11 protein-coding genes are annotated in these 15,966 nt (G+C 73.2%); 3 read left to right on the top strand and 8 right to left on the bottom strand.

Going from position 1 to position 15,966, the window contains the following annotated elements:
* Window positions 1-43 precede the first annotated feature (43 nt).
* Window positions 44-478: a YdeI/OmpD-associated family protein gene (locus tag EZM51_RS06005; RefSeq protein ID WP_136707354.1), complete on the top strand. Its 435-nt coding sequence runs from the start codon at window positions 44-46 to the stop codon at window positions 476-478.
* On the opposite strand, the gene EZM51_RS06000 is transcribed toward EZM51_RS06005, so the two are convergent.
* Window positions 468-4,073 (bottom strand): bifunctional RecB family nuclease/DEAD/DEAH box helicase, encoded by a 3,606-nt coding sequence (locus EZM51_RS06000; protein ID WP_136707353.1) that lies wholly within the window; start codon window positions 4,071-4,073, stop codon window positions 468-470. The two genes, EZM51_RS06005 and EZM51_RS06000, sit on opposite strands and share 11 nt — an antisense overlap.
* Before the next feature lie 78 nt (window positions 4,074-4,151).
* Entirely contained in the window at window positions 4,152-4,781 is a 630-nt protein-coding gene (locus EZM51_RS05995; RefSeq protein WP_136707352.1) for a TetR family transcriptional regulator C-terminal domain-containing protein, read from the bottom strand.
* A gap of 80 nt (window positions 4,782-4,861) precedes the next feature.
* Here EZM51_RS05995 and EZM51_RS05990 point away from each other — a divergent pair, with 80 nt between their 5' ends.
* Window positions 4,862-5,896 carry an agmatine deiminase family protein gene (locus EZM51_RS05990; protein WP_136707351.1) on the top strand — a complete coding sequence of 345 codons (1,035 nt, stop codon included), beginning with the start codon at window positions 4,862-4,864 and terminating at the stop codon, window positions 5,894-5,896.
* Complete coding sequence (locus EZM51_RS05985) at window positions 5,893-7,674, top strand: amidase (protein WP_136707350.1); 1,782 nt, start codon at window positions 5,893-5,895, stop codon at window positions 7,672-7,674. The genes EZM51_RS05990 and EZM51_RS05985 overlap by 4 nt, the downstream gene beginning before the upstream one ends.
* Window positions 7,675-7,689: 15 nt before the next feature.
* Here EZM51_RS05985 and EZM51_RS05980 read toward each other — a convergent pair whose 3' ends face one another.
* The 6 genes from EZM51_RS05980 to EZM51_RS05955 form a co-directional block, all read right to left on the bottom strand.
* A complete protein-coding gene (locus EZM51_RS05980) occupies window positions 7,690-8,127 on the bottom strand; it encodes a TM2 domain-containing protein (protein ID WP_136707349.1) in 438 nt (145 codons plus the stop codon).
* Window positions 8,128-8,208: 81 nt separating this feature from the next.
* Complete coding sequence (locus EZM51_RS05975; protein ID WP_248305495.1) at window positions 8,209-9,861, bottom strand: molybdopterin-dependent oxidoreductase; 1,653 nt, start codon at window positions 9,859-9,861, stop codon at window positions 8,209-8,211.
* A gap of 87 nt (window positions 9,862-9,948) precedes the next feature.
* On the bottom strand, window positions 9,949-10,677 hold the full coding sequence (locus EZM51_RS05970) for an alpha/beta family hydrolase (RefSeq protein ID WP_136707348.1): 729 nt from the start codon (window positions 10,675-10,677) through the stop codon (window positions 9,949-9,951).
* A complete protein-coding gene (locus EZM51_RS05965) occupies window positions 10,674-11,750 on the bottom strand; it encodes a DUF2207 domain-containing protein (RefSeq protein WP_136707347.1) in 1,077 nt (358 codons plus the stop codon). Before EZM51_RS05965 ends, EZM51_RS05970 begins: the two co-directional genes overlap by 4 nt.
* A gap of 329 nt (window positions 11,751-12,079) precedes the next feature.
* Window positions 12,080-15,178: an aminotransferase family protein gene (locus tag EZM51_RS05960; RefSeq protein ID WP_136707346.1), complete on the bottom strand. Its 3,099-nt coding sequence runs from the start codon at window positions 15,176-15,178 to the stop codon at window positions 12,080-12,082.
* A gap of 92 nt (window positions 15,179-15,270) precedes the next feature.
* Window positions 15,271-15,801 carry a hypothetical protein gene (locus EZM51_RS05955; RefSeq protein ID WP_136707345.1) on the bottom strand — a complete coding sequence of 177 codons (531 nt, stop codon included), beginning with the start codon at window positions 15,799-15,801 and terminating at the stop codon, window positions 15,271-15,273.
* Window positions 15,802-15,966 lie beyond the last annotated feature (165 nt).

The following is a 15,966-nucleotide window of genomic DNA, read 5'->3' as shown; positions in this document are numbered from 1 at the left end:
GGCGGTATTCCCAGCTTCGTGCGGCAGTGGCAGACTCGGGCGCATGCGGTTCGAGACGACGATGTTCCTGTCCGGCAACAACACGGGCATCGAGGTGCCTCCCGAGGTGATCGAGGGTCTCGGCGCCGGCCGGAAGCCGCCGGTGATCGTCACGGTCAACGGCTACGAGTACCGGAGCACGGTCGCCGTGATGGGCGGGCGCTATCTGATCCCGTTCAGTTCCGACAGGCGTGCGGCCACGGGCATCAGCGGCGGCGACCACATCGTGGTCGACCTCGAGGTCGACACGGCGCCACGCACCGTCGAGGTGCCCGGCGATCTCGCGGCCGCGCTGGACGCGACGCCCGGCGCCCGGGAAGCTTGGGATCGGCTCGCGCCGAGTCACCGGAAGGCGCACGTGACGGCCATCGAGGGCGCCAAGACCGAGGAGACTCGTCAGCGGCGCATCGCTGCGGCCGTCGCCAAGCTCACGGCGTAACGACGGCCGACGACTCCACGGCGTGCGTTGACGCAGATTCTCGGCCGACCCGCGGGAGCTCGACGCCCACGAGCCGGGCGAACGCGCTGAGCTGCGCCACGCCCTGCGGCGTGCGGGGGAGTGCGTCGAGCAGCCTCGGCGAATACACGAGGTAGGCGGCGACCTTCGCACGGGAGATGGCGACGTTGAGCCGGTTCTTCAGCAGCAGGAACTCGACTCCGCGCGGCGCGACCGTGGCCGACGATGCGGCGAGGGAGACGATGGCGACCGCCGCCTCCTGGCCCTGGAACTTGTCGACCGTGCCGACGGGCACCTCGGTGTATCCGGCACGGTCGAGCCGATCGCGCACGAGGGCGAGCTGCGCGTTGTAGGGCGTCACCACGATGAGGTCGGTCTGCTGCAGGGGACGCGGGTCGGCCCGCTCGGGACCGTCGGCCGCGTCACGGGTGCCGGTGTACGCGCGGCCGAGCAGGTCGCCGACGATGCGCACGACCTCGTCGGCCTCCTCGGCCGACTCAGTGGTGTTGCCGTCGTGCTCGACGGCGACGGGCGTGAGGCCGGGCGCGATCCCGTCGATGCCGCGCAACGCGGCGCACTCGTGCGACTTGAGCTCGCCCTCGTAGGAGAGGTGGGAGACGGGGGCGGCGAGGGCCGGATGCATCCGCCGGCTCTCGGCGAGGAAGTACCCGTACTCCGCGGGCAGCACGTCGTGCCCGTCGGCGATCCAGCCGAGCGCCGACGTGTCGACCGGCTCGGGGTGCGTGCCCTGGCTCACCTGCGGAAGCTGCTGCGGGTCGCCGAGGAGCAGGAGTCGTCGTGCCGCGACCGACGCCGCGATCGTCGCGGCGAGCGAGAACTGGCCGGCCTCGTCGACGACGAGCAGGTCGAGCGCGCGTCGGCCGACGCGGTCGGCGTTCGCGAAGTCCCAGGCGGTGCCGCCGTAGACGAAGCCGGTCGCCTGGTTCGCGGCGATGAACGCGGATGCCCCGTTCTTCTCGATGACGGTCCATCCGCGTTCGGCGTCGTCGTCGCGGTCTTTCGGCGCCTTCGCGACGAGGCGGGGATCGAGCCCCGCCTCGACGACGGCGTCGAGCAGGTGCTCGACCACGGCGTGCGACTGGGCGACCACCCCGACCTTCCAGCCGTGATGGCCGACGAGGCGCGCGATCACGCGCGAGGCGACGAAGGTCTTGCCCGTGCCGGGAGGCCCCTGCACCGCGAGGTAGGAGTCGTCGAGGTCGCCGAGGGAGCGAACGACCGCGCCGACGTACTCGTGGTCGGGAAGCGGGGCGAGCGCTCCCGACCGCGTGCGCGGCGGGATGCGGCGAAGGAGGTCGACGGCGGGGTCGCGCGGCCAGGCGGGGTGGCCGGAGGCGATCGGAGCGGCCCATTCGGCGATGGCGTCGCGCTGGCGCCCGGCGGGCGGGGGGTTGCCGGGCACCAGGGCCATCGGCAGGCCCCGCCAGGTCTCGCCGGCGACGGAACGCTCCTCGATGCGGACACCGTCGGCGGTCGCCTCGATGACGGTCGCGCCGGTCCACGCGCGCGAGCCGGGCCGGCGCGAGGTCGAGGGGAACGGAGCCGGCCACTCGTACAGCACGTAGAGGTCGGCCCCCGGGCTGAACCGGGAGCCCGGGGCGACGCGCCCGCGCAGCAGGAGCTCGCGGCGATCGTGCTGTTGCCGGCCCTCGCGGTACCAGTCGTGCAGCACCACGGTGCGTGCCGGATCGACGACGAGGACGTCGCGGTGATCCTCCCAGGCCTCGAGTGGCTGCTCGACGCGGAAGAAGTGGCCCCACCAGAAGGTCTTCAGCTCGCGGTCGTGGTAGTCGATCGCGGCTGCCGCGAGGGCGAGCGCCGTGTGGTCGGCGTCGCGCTCGGGGTCGTCGGCCGGGCCGGCGAGGCGCTGCAGGTGCACCGCGAGCGGGCTCGCCTCGTAGTGCTTGCCGGTCGGTTCCGAGAGGAGCAGCGCGGGCACCGGTTCGACGTGCTCGCGTCGGGCGAGGTCGAGGAGCCAGTCGCGCAGCCGCAGCGTGGAGACGCAGTCGTAGCGGTTGTACTCGGCGAGGTCGTCGAGCACGTGCTGTGCGGCGGCCGCGCCCGACAGGCCCGTGGCGGGGTCGTCGCCGCCGGTCGCGAGGAGCTCGCGGGCGCGCACGTACTCGAGGATCGAGTCGCCGCCCGACTTCACGTCGGCCTCGCGCAACTCGTCGCCCATGTAGAGGGGCTCGAGCTTCTTGATGGAGTAGGAGCGGCTGCCCACCCGCACCGCGCGCTTCACGATGGGGTAGAGATCGACGAGCACGCCATCGGCGAGCAACTGGTCGACATCGGCCTCGCCCACACCGTGCCGTGCGGCGATGGACGTGAGGTGCGTGCGCTCGTAGCTCGCGTAGTGGTAGATGTGCAGGTCGGGGTGCGCCGCACGGCGCAGCTTCACCAACTCGAGGAACCGCACGAGCGCCTCGCGCTCCTCGGCGAAGCTGTGCGCCCAGAGGGGGGTGAACTGCTCGTCGTTGTCGATCATGCCGAACAGGTAGTCGAGGCCCCAGTCGGTGGCCGGCCCCTCGGTGTACAGGGGGTCGCCCTCGAAGTCGAAGAAGAGGTCACCGGGGTCGGGTGCGGGGATGGCCGCGAGTGCGCCCGGCTCGCGCACCACGACGGGCGGCGGCAGCGGGGGGTCGTCGGGTGTGCGCCGGCCGGCCGCTTCGGCGGCCGTCTCGGCCGCCTCGGCCGCGAGCTGGAGCTTGGCCTGCAGCCGCAGCCCGTCGAGCGTGGCCTCGAGGATGCCGTCGATCGGCCCCTGCGACGCGGCGAACGCGTCGATCGTGGTGATGCCCGCCTCGAAGAGGTGCGCTCGCTGCGTGGTTCGGAGGCCGGCGACGAGCAACGGGTCGCGGTGCGCCTGCACCTCGAGGTCGCAGGTGGGGCATCGGCCGTCGAGCGTGTAGCGCGGGTCGCCCCACGCCACGGGGCCGTCGTCGGCGACGCGGTCGGCCACGATCTGCTCGAGCCGGGCACGGCGCAGCAGGTAGACGGGCTCGATGTCGTCGAGCCGGTGCGAGCTCGTGGTGCCGTCGCCGAGGAGCAGTTCGACGGTGTCGGCGCGGGGGATGCCGAGCCGGTCGAGCTGCGTCGCGTAGGCGGCGAGCTGCAGCAGCGCCGTGACGCGGGCCCGGCGGGCGAGCTTCGAGTCCTGCACGAGGTAGCGGCCGTCGGGTTGGCGCACGATGAAGTCGGCGAAGCCCACGAAGCCGTCGTCGACGAACGTCGCCTGGAACACGACCGGCGCGCCCGACTCGAACGCCTCGAGCGTCGCGGCGACGGCCGCGGCGACCTGGTCGGCGTCGCGCAGGTCGGGCCGGTCGATCTCGACCACGCCCGCGCCGAAGCGCTCGCGGTACGCCGCCAGCACGCGCAGCTCGTGCTCGTCGCCGAGGCGCCCCGCCCGCTCGAGCATGGGGTCGGCGACGGGCTCGAAGAGCGTGTCGCGGCCGAGCTTCACGTCGAGCTCGCGCAGGAACGCGAACTCGCAGTCGCTGGCCTTCTTCAGGTCGCTCGCGCTCGTGACGACGGTGCCGTCGACCAGGTACATTCGGCTTCCTCCCGTCGCCTCAGTTCTTCACCGTAGCCCGAGCGTCCGACATCGGGAGGCCCCGTCGGATGCCGCGGCTCAGCCCGCTGCGCCGAGCGCGCCGCGCGCGAGCCCGAGCATCCCCTCGATCGCGTGCCCGAGGAGCGAGCCGCGCGCTCCCGCGTCGCCCCAGCGCACGAGCGCCTGCGCGTTGAGCCCGTCGATCATGCCGAGGACCTGCCACGCGATGCCCGCGGCATCCGTCGCCCGGAACTCTCCGCTCGCGATGCCCGCCTCGACGATGCCCTGCACGACCGCCTGCCAGGCGTCCATCTGGGAGCGGACGGATGCCGCGAGCTGCTCGTTGCGCCGGCCGAGCGCCCACGCCTCGACCCACACGACGGTGACGTCGTCGCGGGTGCCGTCGAGGAGCGTGTCGAGGAGCGCGCCGAGGCGGGCCGTCGGCGTCGGCAACCCGGCCACGAGCCGCTCGACCTCGTCGATCTCGTCGGCGACGATCGACGTGAAGGCGGCGGCGACGAGCGCGTCCATGCTCGGCTCGTAGTGCGCGACGAGCGCCGGCGTCACGTCGACCCGGGCGGCGACGCCGCGCAGGGTCACGGCGGTGAGCCCGTGCTCGAGGGCGAGACCTCGCGCGGCAGCCGCGATCTCGGCGGTGCGCTCGGCGGGCGACTTGCGTGCCGACGATCGGCGGGGGGCTCTTGACATCGACACCTCTTGTTGATCGTATGATCAATACTAGTCGAGCGGATGCCGCGGCATCCGTGACCCCCACAGGAGGTGGCCGCATGTCGTGGCGCATGCCCGCAGAGACCGCGCCGCACGAGCGCACCTGGATGGCGTTCCCGCGCCCCGGCCTCACGCTCGGCGACGACGCCGCGTCGGCCGAGGAGGCGTACGCCGCCTGGGCCGCGGTCGCCCACGCCGTCGCCCGCTTCGAGCCCGTCACGATGGTCGTCGACCCGATCGAGCGCGACCGGGCCCGGCGCATGCTCTCGGCCGACATCGCGCAGCTCGAGGCGCCGCTCGACGACTACTGGATGCGCGACATGGGGCCGACGTTCGTGCTCGACGACGCACGGCCCGGCGCGCTCGGCGGCGTCGACTGGATCTTCAACGGCTGGGGCGCGCCGAAGTGGGCGACCTGGGCGAACGACCGCGAGATCGGCCGGTTCGTGACGGAGGCCGCGGGCGCCGAGCTCGTCTCGTCGATGCTCGTGAACGAGGGCGGAGCGATCCACGTCGACGGCGAGGGCACCGTGCTGGTCACCGAGACCGTGCAGCTCGACCCAGGACGCAACCCGTACGCCGACCGACCCCGCGTCGAGGCCGAGCTCGCCCGCACGATCGGGGCGACGCACGTGGTCTGGCTGCCGCGCGGCCTCACCCGCGACTACGAGGACCTCGGCACGCGCGGCCACGTCGACATGGTCGCGACGATCGCCTCGCCCGGCACGCTGCTCCTGCACGAGCAGCCGAACCCCGAGCACCCCGATCACGTCGTGATGCGCGAACTGCGCGCGTTCCTGTCGGAGGCGACGGATGCCGCGGGCCGCCGCTTCGAGATCATCGACCTGCCCGCCCCCGCGCAGCTGCGCGACGACGAGGGCTTCGTCGACTGGAACTACGTGAACCACATGGTCGTGAACGGCGGCGTCATCGCGTGCGGCTACGGCGACGAGCGAGCGGATGCCGCGGCGCGCGACCTGCTCGCGGCCGCCTACCCCGGGCGAGAGGTCGTGACCGTCGACGCCCGGCCGATCCTGGCGCGCGGCGGCGGCATCCACTGCATCACGCAGCAGCAGCCGGAGGTGGCGCGATGAGCGGGGGCGGGCCGTTCGACGTGGTCGAGGCATCCGTCGCCGACCTGCGACGGGCGCTCGAAGAGGGCCGTGCCACGGCGGTCGGGCTCGTCGAGGCGTACCTCGCGCGGATCGACGCGTACGACGCGCCGGGCACGCCGACCGCCCTCAACGCCGTGGTCGTGCGCAATCCCGACGCGATCGCCGACGCGCGGGCCTCCGACGAGCGCCGCGCGCGGGGCGAGACCCTCGGCCCGCTCGACGGGATCCCGTACACCGCCAAGGACAGTTACCTCGCCCGGGGCCTCACCGCGGCGGCCGGCTCCCCCGCGTTCGAGCACCTCGTCGCCCAGCGCGACGCGTTCACGATCGAACGCCTGCGCGCGGCCGGCGCCGTGCTCATCGGCCTCACGAACATGCCGCCCATGGCGAACGGCGGCATGCAGCGCGGCGTCTACGGCCGCGCCGAGAGCCCGTACAACGCCGACTACCTCACGGCCGCCTTCGGCTCGGGCTCGTCGAACGGCTCGGGCACGGCGACCGCGGCGTCGTTCGCGGCGTTCGGCCTCGGCGAGGAGACCTGGTCGAGCGGCCGGGCGCCCGCGTCGAACAACGCCCTCTGTGCGTACACCCCCTCGAGGGGTGTCATCTCGGTGCGCGGCAACTGGCCGCTCGTGCCGACGATGGACGTCGTCGTGCCGCAGACCCGCACCGTGGGCGACCTCCTCGAGGTGCTCGACGTCATCGTCGCCGACGATCCCGATCCCCGCGGCGACTTCTGGCGCGTGCAGCCATGGGTCGAGATCCCGGCCGCATCGGCCGTGCGGCCGGCGTCGTACGTCGCGCTGCTGCCCGGCGGCGGCGAACCCGGGGGTACCGCGGATCCGGGGGATGCGGCCCGGGCAGCCCGAGCCGCCCTCGCGGGGAGGCGGTTTGGCATCCCGCGCATGTACGTCAACGCCGATCCCGACGCGGGCACCGCCGAGCCCGGACGCACCCCCGGCATCGGGGGAGCCACCGGGCAGCGCATCGACACCCGAGCATCCGTCATCGAACTCTGGGAGGCCGCGCGGCGCGACCTGGAGGCGGCGGGCGCCGAGGTGATCGAGGTCGACTTCCCGGCCGTGACGAACTACGAGGGCGACCGGCCCGGCGCTCCGACCATCGCGACACGCGGACTCGTGAGCCCCGAGTACCTGCGGCGCGAGATCATCGACCTCTCGGCCTGGGCGTGGGAGGACTTCCTGCAGGCCAACGGCGACCCGGCGTTGTCGACGCTCGCCGACGTCGACGGGTCGCGCATCTTCCCGCAGCCCGCCGGCGCGCTGCCCGACCGGTACACGGGCTTCGACGACGACATCGCGGAGTATCCGGCCTGGGTGAGGCGCAATCCGGATGCCACGTGGGACGACATGCCCGAGCTCGAGGACGGACTGCGCGGGCTCGAGGAGACGCGCCGCCTCGACCTCGAGGAGTGGATGGACGGGCTCGGCCTCGACGCGGTCGTCTTCCCCGCGGTCGCCGACGTCGGGCCGGCCGACATGGACGTGAACCCCGCCTCCGCCGACCTCGGCTGGCGCAACGGCGTGTGGGTCGCGAACGGCAACCTCGTGCCTCGGCACCTCGGCATCCCGACCGTGACGGTGCCGATGGGCACCATGCGGGACATCGGGATGCCCGTGGGCCTCACGTTCGCCGGACGTGCCTACGACGACACGGCCCTGCTCACGCTCGCCGCCGCGTTCGAGGCGACCGGTGCGCGACGCTCGGAGCCGCCGCGCACGCCGCGGCTCCGGTGACGCCTGCCGGTCGGCTCAGTCGACCCGCCAGTTCTGCCAGTCCTGCCACTGCCACCACGGCATCATCGGGCCGACACCCTCCCAGAACCCGGTGAAGGCGCTCGAGATCGCGCTGGTGATGAGCCAGAGTCCGAAGCCGGCCGCGGTGATGATCCAGGCGATCATCTTGTGCTGCTCGTAGTCGGGCAGCAGCCGCCCCTCCTTGTCGCGCTGCACGCCGGCGAGCGTGAGGATGAGGTCGATCAGCCACCAGATTCCGAAGCCGCCGATCGTGATGAGCTTCAGGATGCCGGTGCCGATCTTGCCAAGGTAGAAGCGGTCGACGCCGAGCCATCCGAGGAGCCACGCGAACATCCACGTCGCGATGAAGGATCGCGGCGACGGAGCGGTCTGCTGGGCCGGTGCCGGAGCGGCGGGCGGCCGGTTTGGGTCTGCGGGCGGGTACGCGGTCATGACGGTTACCTCCTCGACCCGCCCAGTGTGCCCGTCGGCTGAGCGCGTGGCGTGGGTCGAAGGTCCCGCCGCGGCATCCCCTCAGCGCACCTCGACGGACCGCTCGTGCAGGCCCGTGGCGCCGTCGGGCACGACCCCCTGCACCTCGGCCGTCTGCACCTCGCCGTCGGCGTTCACCGCTCGCACCCGTAGCGTGTGGGTGCCGGAGGTCGCGTCCCACTCGTAGCGCCACTGCACCCAGGTGTCGATCGAGATCGCCGTGGCGAGGGTGGCGGGCTGCCACGGACCGTCGTCGACCTGCACCTCGACGCGCTCGATGCCGACGTGCTGGTGCCACGCCACGCCCGCGACCGTGACCGGACCGGCCGTGAGCGACTGTCCGCTGCGCGGTACGTCGATGCGCGACGACAGCTTGATCGGCCCGCGCTCGCTCCACCCGCGATCGGTCCAGAAGGCGGTCGCCCGGTCGAAGCGGGAGACCTCGAGGTCGACCACCCACTTCGTGGCCGACACGTACCCGAACAGTCCGGGCACCACCATCCGCACCGGGAAGCCGTGCTCGGCGGGCAGCGGCTCGCCGTTCATGCCGACCGCGAGGATGGCGTTCCGATCGTCCTCGAGCACGGCGAGCGGCGTCGACGCCGTGAAGCCGTCGACGCTCCGCGACAGCACCATGTCGGCGTCGGCGCTCGGCACCGCGCGGGCCAGCAGCTCGCGGATCGGGTATCCGAGCCAGACCGCGTTGCCGATGAGGCCGCCCCCGACCTCGTTCGACACGCACGCGAGGGTGGTCACGCTCTCCTCGAGGGGGAGGGCGAGGAGCTCGTCCCAGGTGATCGTGACGTCGCGCTCGACCATGCCGTGGATGCGGAGACTCCAGTCGGACGGTTCGACCGCGGGCACGGCCAGCGCCGTGTCGATGCGGTAGAACTGCGCGTTCGGCGTGATCACCGGTGCGAGGCCGTCGATGCCGAGCTCGGCCGCGGCGGGCACGGGGGCGGTGGCCGTCGGCCGGGGAAGGGCGATCGTGTCGCGAATCGCGGTGACGGCGCGCGATCCCGCCTGCAGCACGTATCCGCCCAGGGCGGCGACGGCGCCGACCGCGACCGCTCCGCCCGCCCAGCCGAGGAAGCGGCGGCGGTCGACGGCGTGGGGCGCGTCGGCGCCCGCGTCCGCGGGTGCATTCCCCGAATCGAAGGGCGATTCGGGTGACGCGCCGGTGCCCGCCCCGCGTGTCGCGGCATCCGTCCTGCGACGCGTCACGGGCGTCACGGGCATCGCGGGCGTCACGGGCAATCGACGCACCAGGAACTGCAGGGCCAGCACGGCGGCGATCGCCGCCACCGCCGAAGGTGCGATGGCGAGCATCGGCGCGTTCGCGCGGGTGGCGGCGGCGAGCGCTCCGACGAGGCCGAGGACCCCGAAGAGCAGCCGTCCGAACGGCGGGCGGCGCGCCTCGAGCACGCCTGCGGCGCCCGCGACCGCGAGCAGCACGATGCCGATGCCCACGAGCAACGCGGCCTTGTCGGCGGTGCCGAAGAGGGCGATCGCGGCATCCTTCGCCCACGGCGGCGCGAGGTCGATGAGCAGCGACCCGACGACGACGAACGGGCTCGACTCGGGTGCGAACATGGCGGCGGCGAGTTCGCCGACACCGGCCCCGAAGGCGACGGATGCCACGCCCGCCGTCGCGGGCAGCATCCATCGTCGAGCGCGGTCGGTCGCTGCGGTCATCTCCTCAGGCTACGCGCCGGGTTCACGGGTCTCCGGGCCGACGGCGGGGAGTTCCTCGGACCGTAATGTTCGGGCGCCGCGGCCCCCTCAACCCGCGGCGGGCGGGTGCGCCGCGAGGAACGCCGCCACCGGCTCCGCGAGCCCCGCCCCGACCTCGGCGGCCGGACGCTTCGCGCCCTTCACCTCGAACGAGTGGTTCGCGTTCTCGACCCAGTGCAGCGTCGCCGTCGATCCGATGCGCGCCACGACCTCGTCGAGCTGCTCGTTCGGGATCGCGAACGGATCGTTGCGCCCCTGCAGGAAGAGCATCGGCACCGTGATCCCCGCGAGGTGTTCGTCGCGGGCCTTCTCGGGCTTGCCCGGCGGGTGCAAGGGGTATCCCAGGAATACGAGACCCGCCGCCGGCATCCCCTCGGCGACCGCCATCGACGCCATGCGTCCGCCGAACGACTTGCCCGAGGCCCAGATCGGCTCGTCGGGCGAGCCCGCCGCCGCCGCACGCGCGGTCGCGGCATCCATCGCCGCACGCCAGGCCGCGATGGCGACGGGCGGGCGGTCGGGGAAGCGGCGCCCCGCCTCCCGGTACGGGAAGTCGAAGCGGAGGGTCGCGAAGCCGAGCGCGTCCATCGCCCGGGTGAAGCCCGACATGAACGGATGCTCCATGCCCGCGCCGGCTCCGTGTGCGACGACGATCGTGGCCGAGGCATCCGCCGGGCGGGCGTAGACCCCCGAGACCGGGGCGCCGTCGACGTCGATCGCGATGCGCTGCTCGTCGGCACGCGCCCGCCCGTGCGCCTCCCGCTCCGCGTCGTTCATGCGTTGAGCGCCTCGAAGAGGTTGCCGACGCCCTCGAGCACGGTACCGCCCGCGTCGACCAGGTCCCCGACCGCGGCGACGAGTTCGACCGCGCCGCCCGCGGCCTCGAGGGCCCGCGCGACCTCGGCCGTGACGTCGATGGCGTCGGCGAGCGTGTCGAGGTTGCTGCGTTCGAGCGCGTCGTGCTCGAGCTCGAGACGCGCCATCCACTCGCGTTCGAGCCCGAACAGCACCGCGTACGGCAGCAGCCGCTCGTGCAGGTGGAACCGGGCGAGCGGCCCCGATGCGAACTCGGGCCCCGAGCCGTCGGCCGCGACATCCGACTCGTGCAGGTCGGCGCCGCTCGGCGACTGGAGCACGCGCAGGCGGTCGGCCTCGGCCGACGTGAGGTACTGGCGGAGTCCGTCGAGGTGCTCCCGCCGCGGGCGGGCGGCGGGAAGGAATCGGCGCCACGACGGCGGCGTGACGATGATCGTCGCGATGGTCGCGGCGACGGCGAGGATCGTGGCGCTCAGGGCGGGCACATCGGCGTTGACCAGCGCCATGACGATGAGGAGCGCCTCGACGAGCATGCCGAGGTAGGCGAGCACCGTGAGGGTCATGCCCGGCCACGTCGTGCGGCGTTCGGCGATGAGGCCGTCGCGGGCGAGTGCGTGCTCGGTGTCGGAGACCACGCTGCGAAGTCGCCCCGCGAGTGCGCGGCGGTCGGCCGAGAACCGCCGCACCCGGCCGTGCGTGTGCTCGGGGCCGAAGAGGGCGTCGAGCAGGTCGATCTCCTCGGGGCTGAGCGTGGCGCCGCTCACGAGCTCGACGCCGATGGGCTCGCGCTTCGAGCGGCCGCCCGCGAGGAGGCGCACCTTGCGCTTCACCGCGAGGTCGATGAGGGCCGCGGATGCCGCCCGCCGGTCGGCGTTCGCGAGCAGCGCGTCGCGCAGCACCGTGGACCCCCGCTCGGGTGCGTACTGCGCGATGCGCCCGGTCACGTGCTGCGCGGCGACGGCGCGCGCCACGATCCCGAGTCCGAGGATGAGGAACGCCGGGACGATCGCGACCGGGATGACGGCGGTGAGCACGGGCCCAGTCTAGGAGCGCCGGCGTTCGGGCGGCGCTCCGCGTACGGGGGCCGACGCCCGGTGGGAGAAGGGGGGCCGGGCACCCGAGATGCACCGGCCCCCATTGCCGCGCCCCCACGCGGCAATCCGCCACCGAGGAACCGGCGACGGGTTCCCATCGCGCCCCCCGGTGCGACGGGTGTTCGGAGCGGGTCCGCGAAGGCTGTGGGCCACCCTTCACGGACCCGCAGACCTCGAGGATCCATCAGGATCGTTGCGCCAGCTTAGGCTGCCGATGCCGATCCCGCCTCCATCGTTCGTTTGATCTGGTTCGATCCGGACGCGACGGGCTACCAGCCCTCGTCGAGCACCCGGTCGAGCATGTCGACGAAGAAATCGGCCGATTCGCGCGCGAGGCACAGCGGCGGCTTGGTCTTCAGCACGTTCTGGTGGTCGCCCGTCGGCTGCATGACGACGCCGAGCTCCAGTAACCGGTCGCAGATCGCGGCGGTCTCCTCCGTGGCGGGTTCGAGGGTCGCGCGATCGCGCACGAACTCGACGCCGAGGTAGAGCCCGAGGCCGTGCACGGCGCCGATGAGCGGATGCCGCGTGGCCAGCTCCTCGAGACGGTGCGCGAGGTACGCGCCGGTCTCGGCGGCGTTCTCCTGCAGCCGCTCCTCTCGGAAGGCGTCGAGCACCGCGAGTCCGGCGACGCTGGAGGCGGGGCTGCCGCCCGTCGATGAGAAGAAGTAGCCCTGCGTGCGGTACCGGGCGGCGATCTCCCGGGTCGTGATGACGGCGCCGAGCGGGTACCCGTTGCCGACCGCCTTCGCCACGGCGACGATGTCGGGCACGACGCCCTGCTGCTCGAAGCCCCAGAACCAGTGGCCGAGGCGCCCGTATCCGGCCTGCACCTCGTCGGCGATCGCGAGGCCGCCCACCTCGCGCACGGCCGCGTAGACCTCGGCGAGGTACCCGTCGGGCAGCGGGATGCCGCCGGCGTTGCCGAAGAAGGTCTCGGCGATGAAGGCCGCGGCAGGCCGGCCGTCGGCGGCGAGGCGGCGGATGCGCTCGGCGGCCTCGGGCGCGTAGCGCGTGGCATCCGACCCCCGATGGATGCCGCGGAAGGGGTTCGGCGCATCGAGCGCGTGCACCCAGTCGGGACGGGTGGCGAGCGCGTTCGGGTTGTCGGCGGTCGAGGTGCTGACCGCGTCGGACGCGTAGGTCCAGCCGTGGTACGCCTCGAGGAGTGACACGACGTCGCGGCGGCCGGTCGCGGCGAGCGCGATGCGGATCGCGAGATCGGTGGCCTCGGACCCCGAGTTGACGAGGAACACCGTGTCGAGCGGATCGGGAAGGAGCGCGGCGAGCCGCTCGGAGAACTCGACGACGGCGCCGTAGTTGAAGCGCGAGTTGGTGTTGAGCGTGCGCAACTGCTTCGCCACGGCGGCGGCGAGCTTCGGGTGGCCGTGCCCCAGCGGGGTGACGTTGTTCACCATGTCGAGGTAGACGCGCCCGTCGGTGCCGATGAGGTGTTCGCGCCAGCCGCGCTCGATGCGCGGCGGAGCGTCGTAGTAGTGCTCCTGCACCTCGGCGAACGCGCGTTCGCGGCGCGCGAGGAGCGCGGCGGCGTCGCGCGCGGGGTCGGCGAGGATGCCGGATGCCTCGGGCTGCACGTCGGCCTCGAGGCCGAGCATCGGGGCGGGGTCGACGGTGAGCGCCAGCCAGCCGGCGGCGTACTCGGGGCGCACCAGGTGGGGCACGGGCGGGGCGTCCGCGTTGACGAGGCGGATCCGGATGCGGGAACCGGATGCCGCGACGCCGAGCACGTCGCCCGCGGCGACCCGCGCCCCGGGCGCGAGGGTGGCCGGGTCGCCGGGGTCGCCGGGGTCGCCGGGGTCGCCGGGGTCGCCGAGGGTGGCCGGGTCGCCGGGGTCGCCGGGGTCGCCCGGGTCGCCGAGCTCGCCGTCGAGCTCGAGCCGGAGGCCGGCGTCGAGGGCGAGCATGAGCCGATCTCCGCCGATGTGGAGGATCTCTCCGTCGCCGGGGCTCGCAAGCACCTGCGAGTCGGTGAACCAGACGTCGACGCCGGTCGGGACGGTCGCCGTCGACGTCGGCGCGTGCGGGAGGCTCGCCGTGAGTCGCGGTGTGCCCCAGGGCAGCAGGGCGGCGTCGGCCCATCCGTCGATGGCGGCCCGGGCGAGGTCGTCGTCGAGACGAGGGTCGAGCCAGGCGCCGGCGTCGACCGCGTCGGAGGTGATCGACACGTCGAGTCGAGCGACGCCGGCGGGGTCGAGGTCTGGCGCGAGCTGCCTGAGGGACGCGTTTCGAGACGCGGCTGTCGGCCCCGCGGCATCCCCGCCCAACTCGGCTGCGATGAGCGTCGTCATGACGTCGACCGGCACCGAGACGGCCTGCTCGAAGATGCGCCACTCGCGTTCGATGCCGCTCGCCGCGTACGCGTTCGCGCCGCCGTCGAGCTGAACCTGGTGCTCGCCGCTGACGACGAGCACCGCGCCGCGCAGCACCACGAGGGGCCAGATCGCGGCGATCTCGGCCGGCGCCAGTGGCCGGCGATCGTGGAAGGCGCGCACGGCGGGCAGCACCGAGGCGGGCTCGGCGCCCGCGTGGTGCAGTATCGAGGAGATCGTGATCGCGAGCTCGGCGACGGCCCAACTGCGCGTCACGTCGCCGAAGTCGATGATGCCGTCTGGCGTGCGGATCCCGCGGTCGGTCGTGCAGACGATGTTGTCGTCGGTGAGGTCGAGGTGCACGGCCTGCAGCGGCAGGTCGGGGGCGACGACAGCGAGCCGTGCCCAAGCGGCGGCTGCGGCATCCGTCACCTGCCTGCGCCTGGCGGGATCGGGATGGTGCGGCGCGAGCAACGCGACGACCCGGTCGGCGTGACGAGGATCCCACTGGAGCACGCGCTCGAGGCCGTCGTGCTCGAACCCGGCGAGGGCCAGGCTCGTCCGCGCGGCGAGTACTCCCATGCGTGCGACGGCGCGCGGGGCGAGGTGGGCGCTGCCGCTGAGGGTGCCGCCCGGCAGGTACCGGATGAGGCGGATGCTTCGCGGCCCGTCGCTGGTGTCGGCGACGATGTGGCGTGGGCTGCCCGCGGCATCCGTCGTCGTGGTGGCGATGCGCAGGTCGGGCGCGCTCGCGGCGATGCGGTCCGCGGCCTGTTCCTGTGCCGCCAGCTCGGTCGCGGTGAAGGCCGGGTTGGTGATCTTGACGACGCCGACGGGTGAGCCGCCGTCGTGGGCCAGGAAGTTCTGGTCCTGCTGGCTGCCGAGCGGTTGAAGCGCGACGTCGATCCCCCAGCGCTCTCGCACGATCTCGGCGACCTCTGCGGCGGAGAGGTTCGGCGCGGGCAGTTCACCGGCTCCGAAGAAGTCGAATCCCGCTGGGTGTGCTCCGGCACCGCTGCGAGCGCTCGTGTGCGACATCCGCGCCCCCTTCCGCTTCGACGATAGCCATCCGGGCGCGGGCGCCGATACGTTCGCCGTGTCGAACGATCGACCGGCGGTTCGCCGGCGCGTCAGAGGGGAACGGCTTCGCGCTCGAGTCGTTCGAGCCGGTCGGATGCGATGAGGCCCAACGCCGTCGAATCGTGCAGGTGCACGGTGGCACCGAGCAGGAGTTGGGCCTCATGGATGCACTCCAGGAGGTTCCATCGGTCGGAGAACAGGTCGCGCTCCACGAGGAGTTCGAGGATGTCGGTGTCGATGCCCTTGGCGAGGTCGCCGACCATGCGCGGGTTGCGTGCGTCGTGCCGGCGGAGCACCTCGAGAAGCCGGCGGCGGAGAACCGTGACGCGATCGCGCAGGGGCAGCGTCATGACGTCGCCCGCGGCGGCGGCCAGCAGCCGCGCCCCCTCCAGCGAACCGGATGTCCCCGCCGCGCGCTCGGTCGATTCGGCGGCGCCCCGGGTGATGGTGTTCTCGTGCACTTCGGTGAAGGCGAGGACCGCGTCGTGCAGCACCGACTTCTTCGTGCGACCGAGGAAATGCGCGAGGTCGGCGATCAGTCGGCCGGTCGACGGATCGATCTTCACGCTGCGCTCGCGCATGGCGACTCCTGTTCCCGACGTGGCCGCGCCGTGCGGCGACGCGCTCACGGTATTCGGTCGGGACGTTTGGCGGTGCGGGGTGATCACGGCTGTGGAGGGGTCCCGACCACTGTGCCCTGTCGAGGACACGTCACGCCGGCGTCGCCCGTGCCGAGGACGCCTCAC

Origin of the sequence: Agromyces sp. H66 (genome assembly GCF_004959775.1) — a bacterium.
Lineage (GTDB): Bacteria > Actinomycetota > Actinomycetes > Actinomycetales > Microbacteriaceae > Agromyces.
This window is presented reverse-complemented; position numbering and strand designations above follow the sequence as displayed.

Excerpts from the sequence above, each read along its gene's own strand:
- EZM51_RS05985 (WP_136707350.1), top strand. The coding sequence starts at position 5,893 with ATGAGCGGGGGCGGGCCGTTCGACGTGGTCGAGGCATCCGTCGCCGAC.
- EZM51_RS05975 (WP_248305495.1), bottom strand. The coding sequence starts at position 9,861 with ATGACCGCAGCGACCGACCGCGCTCGACGATGGATGCTGCCCGCGACG.
- EZM51_RS05990 (WP_136707351.1), top strand. The coding sequence starts at position 4,862 with ATGTCGTGGCGCATGCCCGCAGAGACCGCGCCGCACGAGCGCACCTGG.
- EZM51_RS06005 (WP_136707354.1), top strand. The coding sequence starts at position 44 with ATGCGGTTCGAGACGACGATGTTCCTGTCCGGCAACAACACGGGCATC.
- EZM51_RS05995 (WP_136707352.1), bottom strand. The coding sequence starts at position 4,781 with ATGTCAAGAGCCCCCCGCCGATCGTCGGCACGCAAGTCGCCCGCCGAG.
- EZM51_RS05955 (WP_136707345.1), bottom strand. The coding sequence starts at position 15,801 with ATGCGCGAGCGCAGCGTGAAGATCGATCCGTCGACCGGCCGACTGATC.
- EZM51_RS05970 (WP_136707348.1), bottom strand. The coding sequence starts at position 10,677 with ATGAACGACGCGGAGCGGGAGGCGCACGGGCGGGCGCGTGCCGACGAG.
- EZM51_RS05960 (WP_136707346.1), bottom strand. The coding sequence starts at position 15,178 with ATGTCGCACACGAGCGCTCGCAGCGGTGCCGGAGCACACCCAGCGGGA.
- EZM51_RS06000 (WP_136707353.1), bottom strand. The coding sequence starts at position 4,073 with ATGTACCTGGTCGACGGCACCGTCGTCACGAGCGCGAGCGACCTGAAG.
- EZM51_RS05980 (WP_136707349.1), bottom strand. The coding sequence starts at position 8,127 with ATGACCGCGTACCCGCCCGCAGACCCAAACCGGCCGCCCGCCGCTCCG.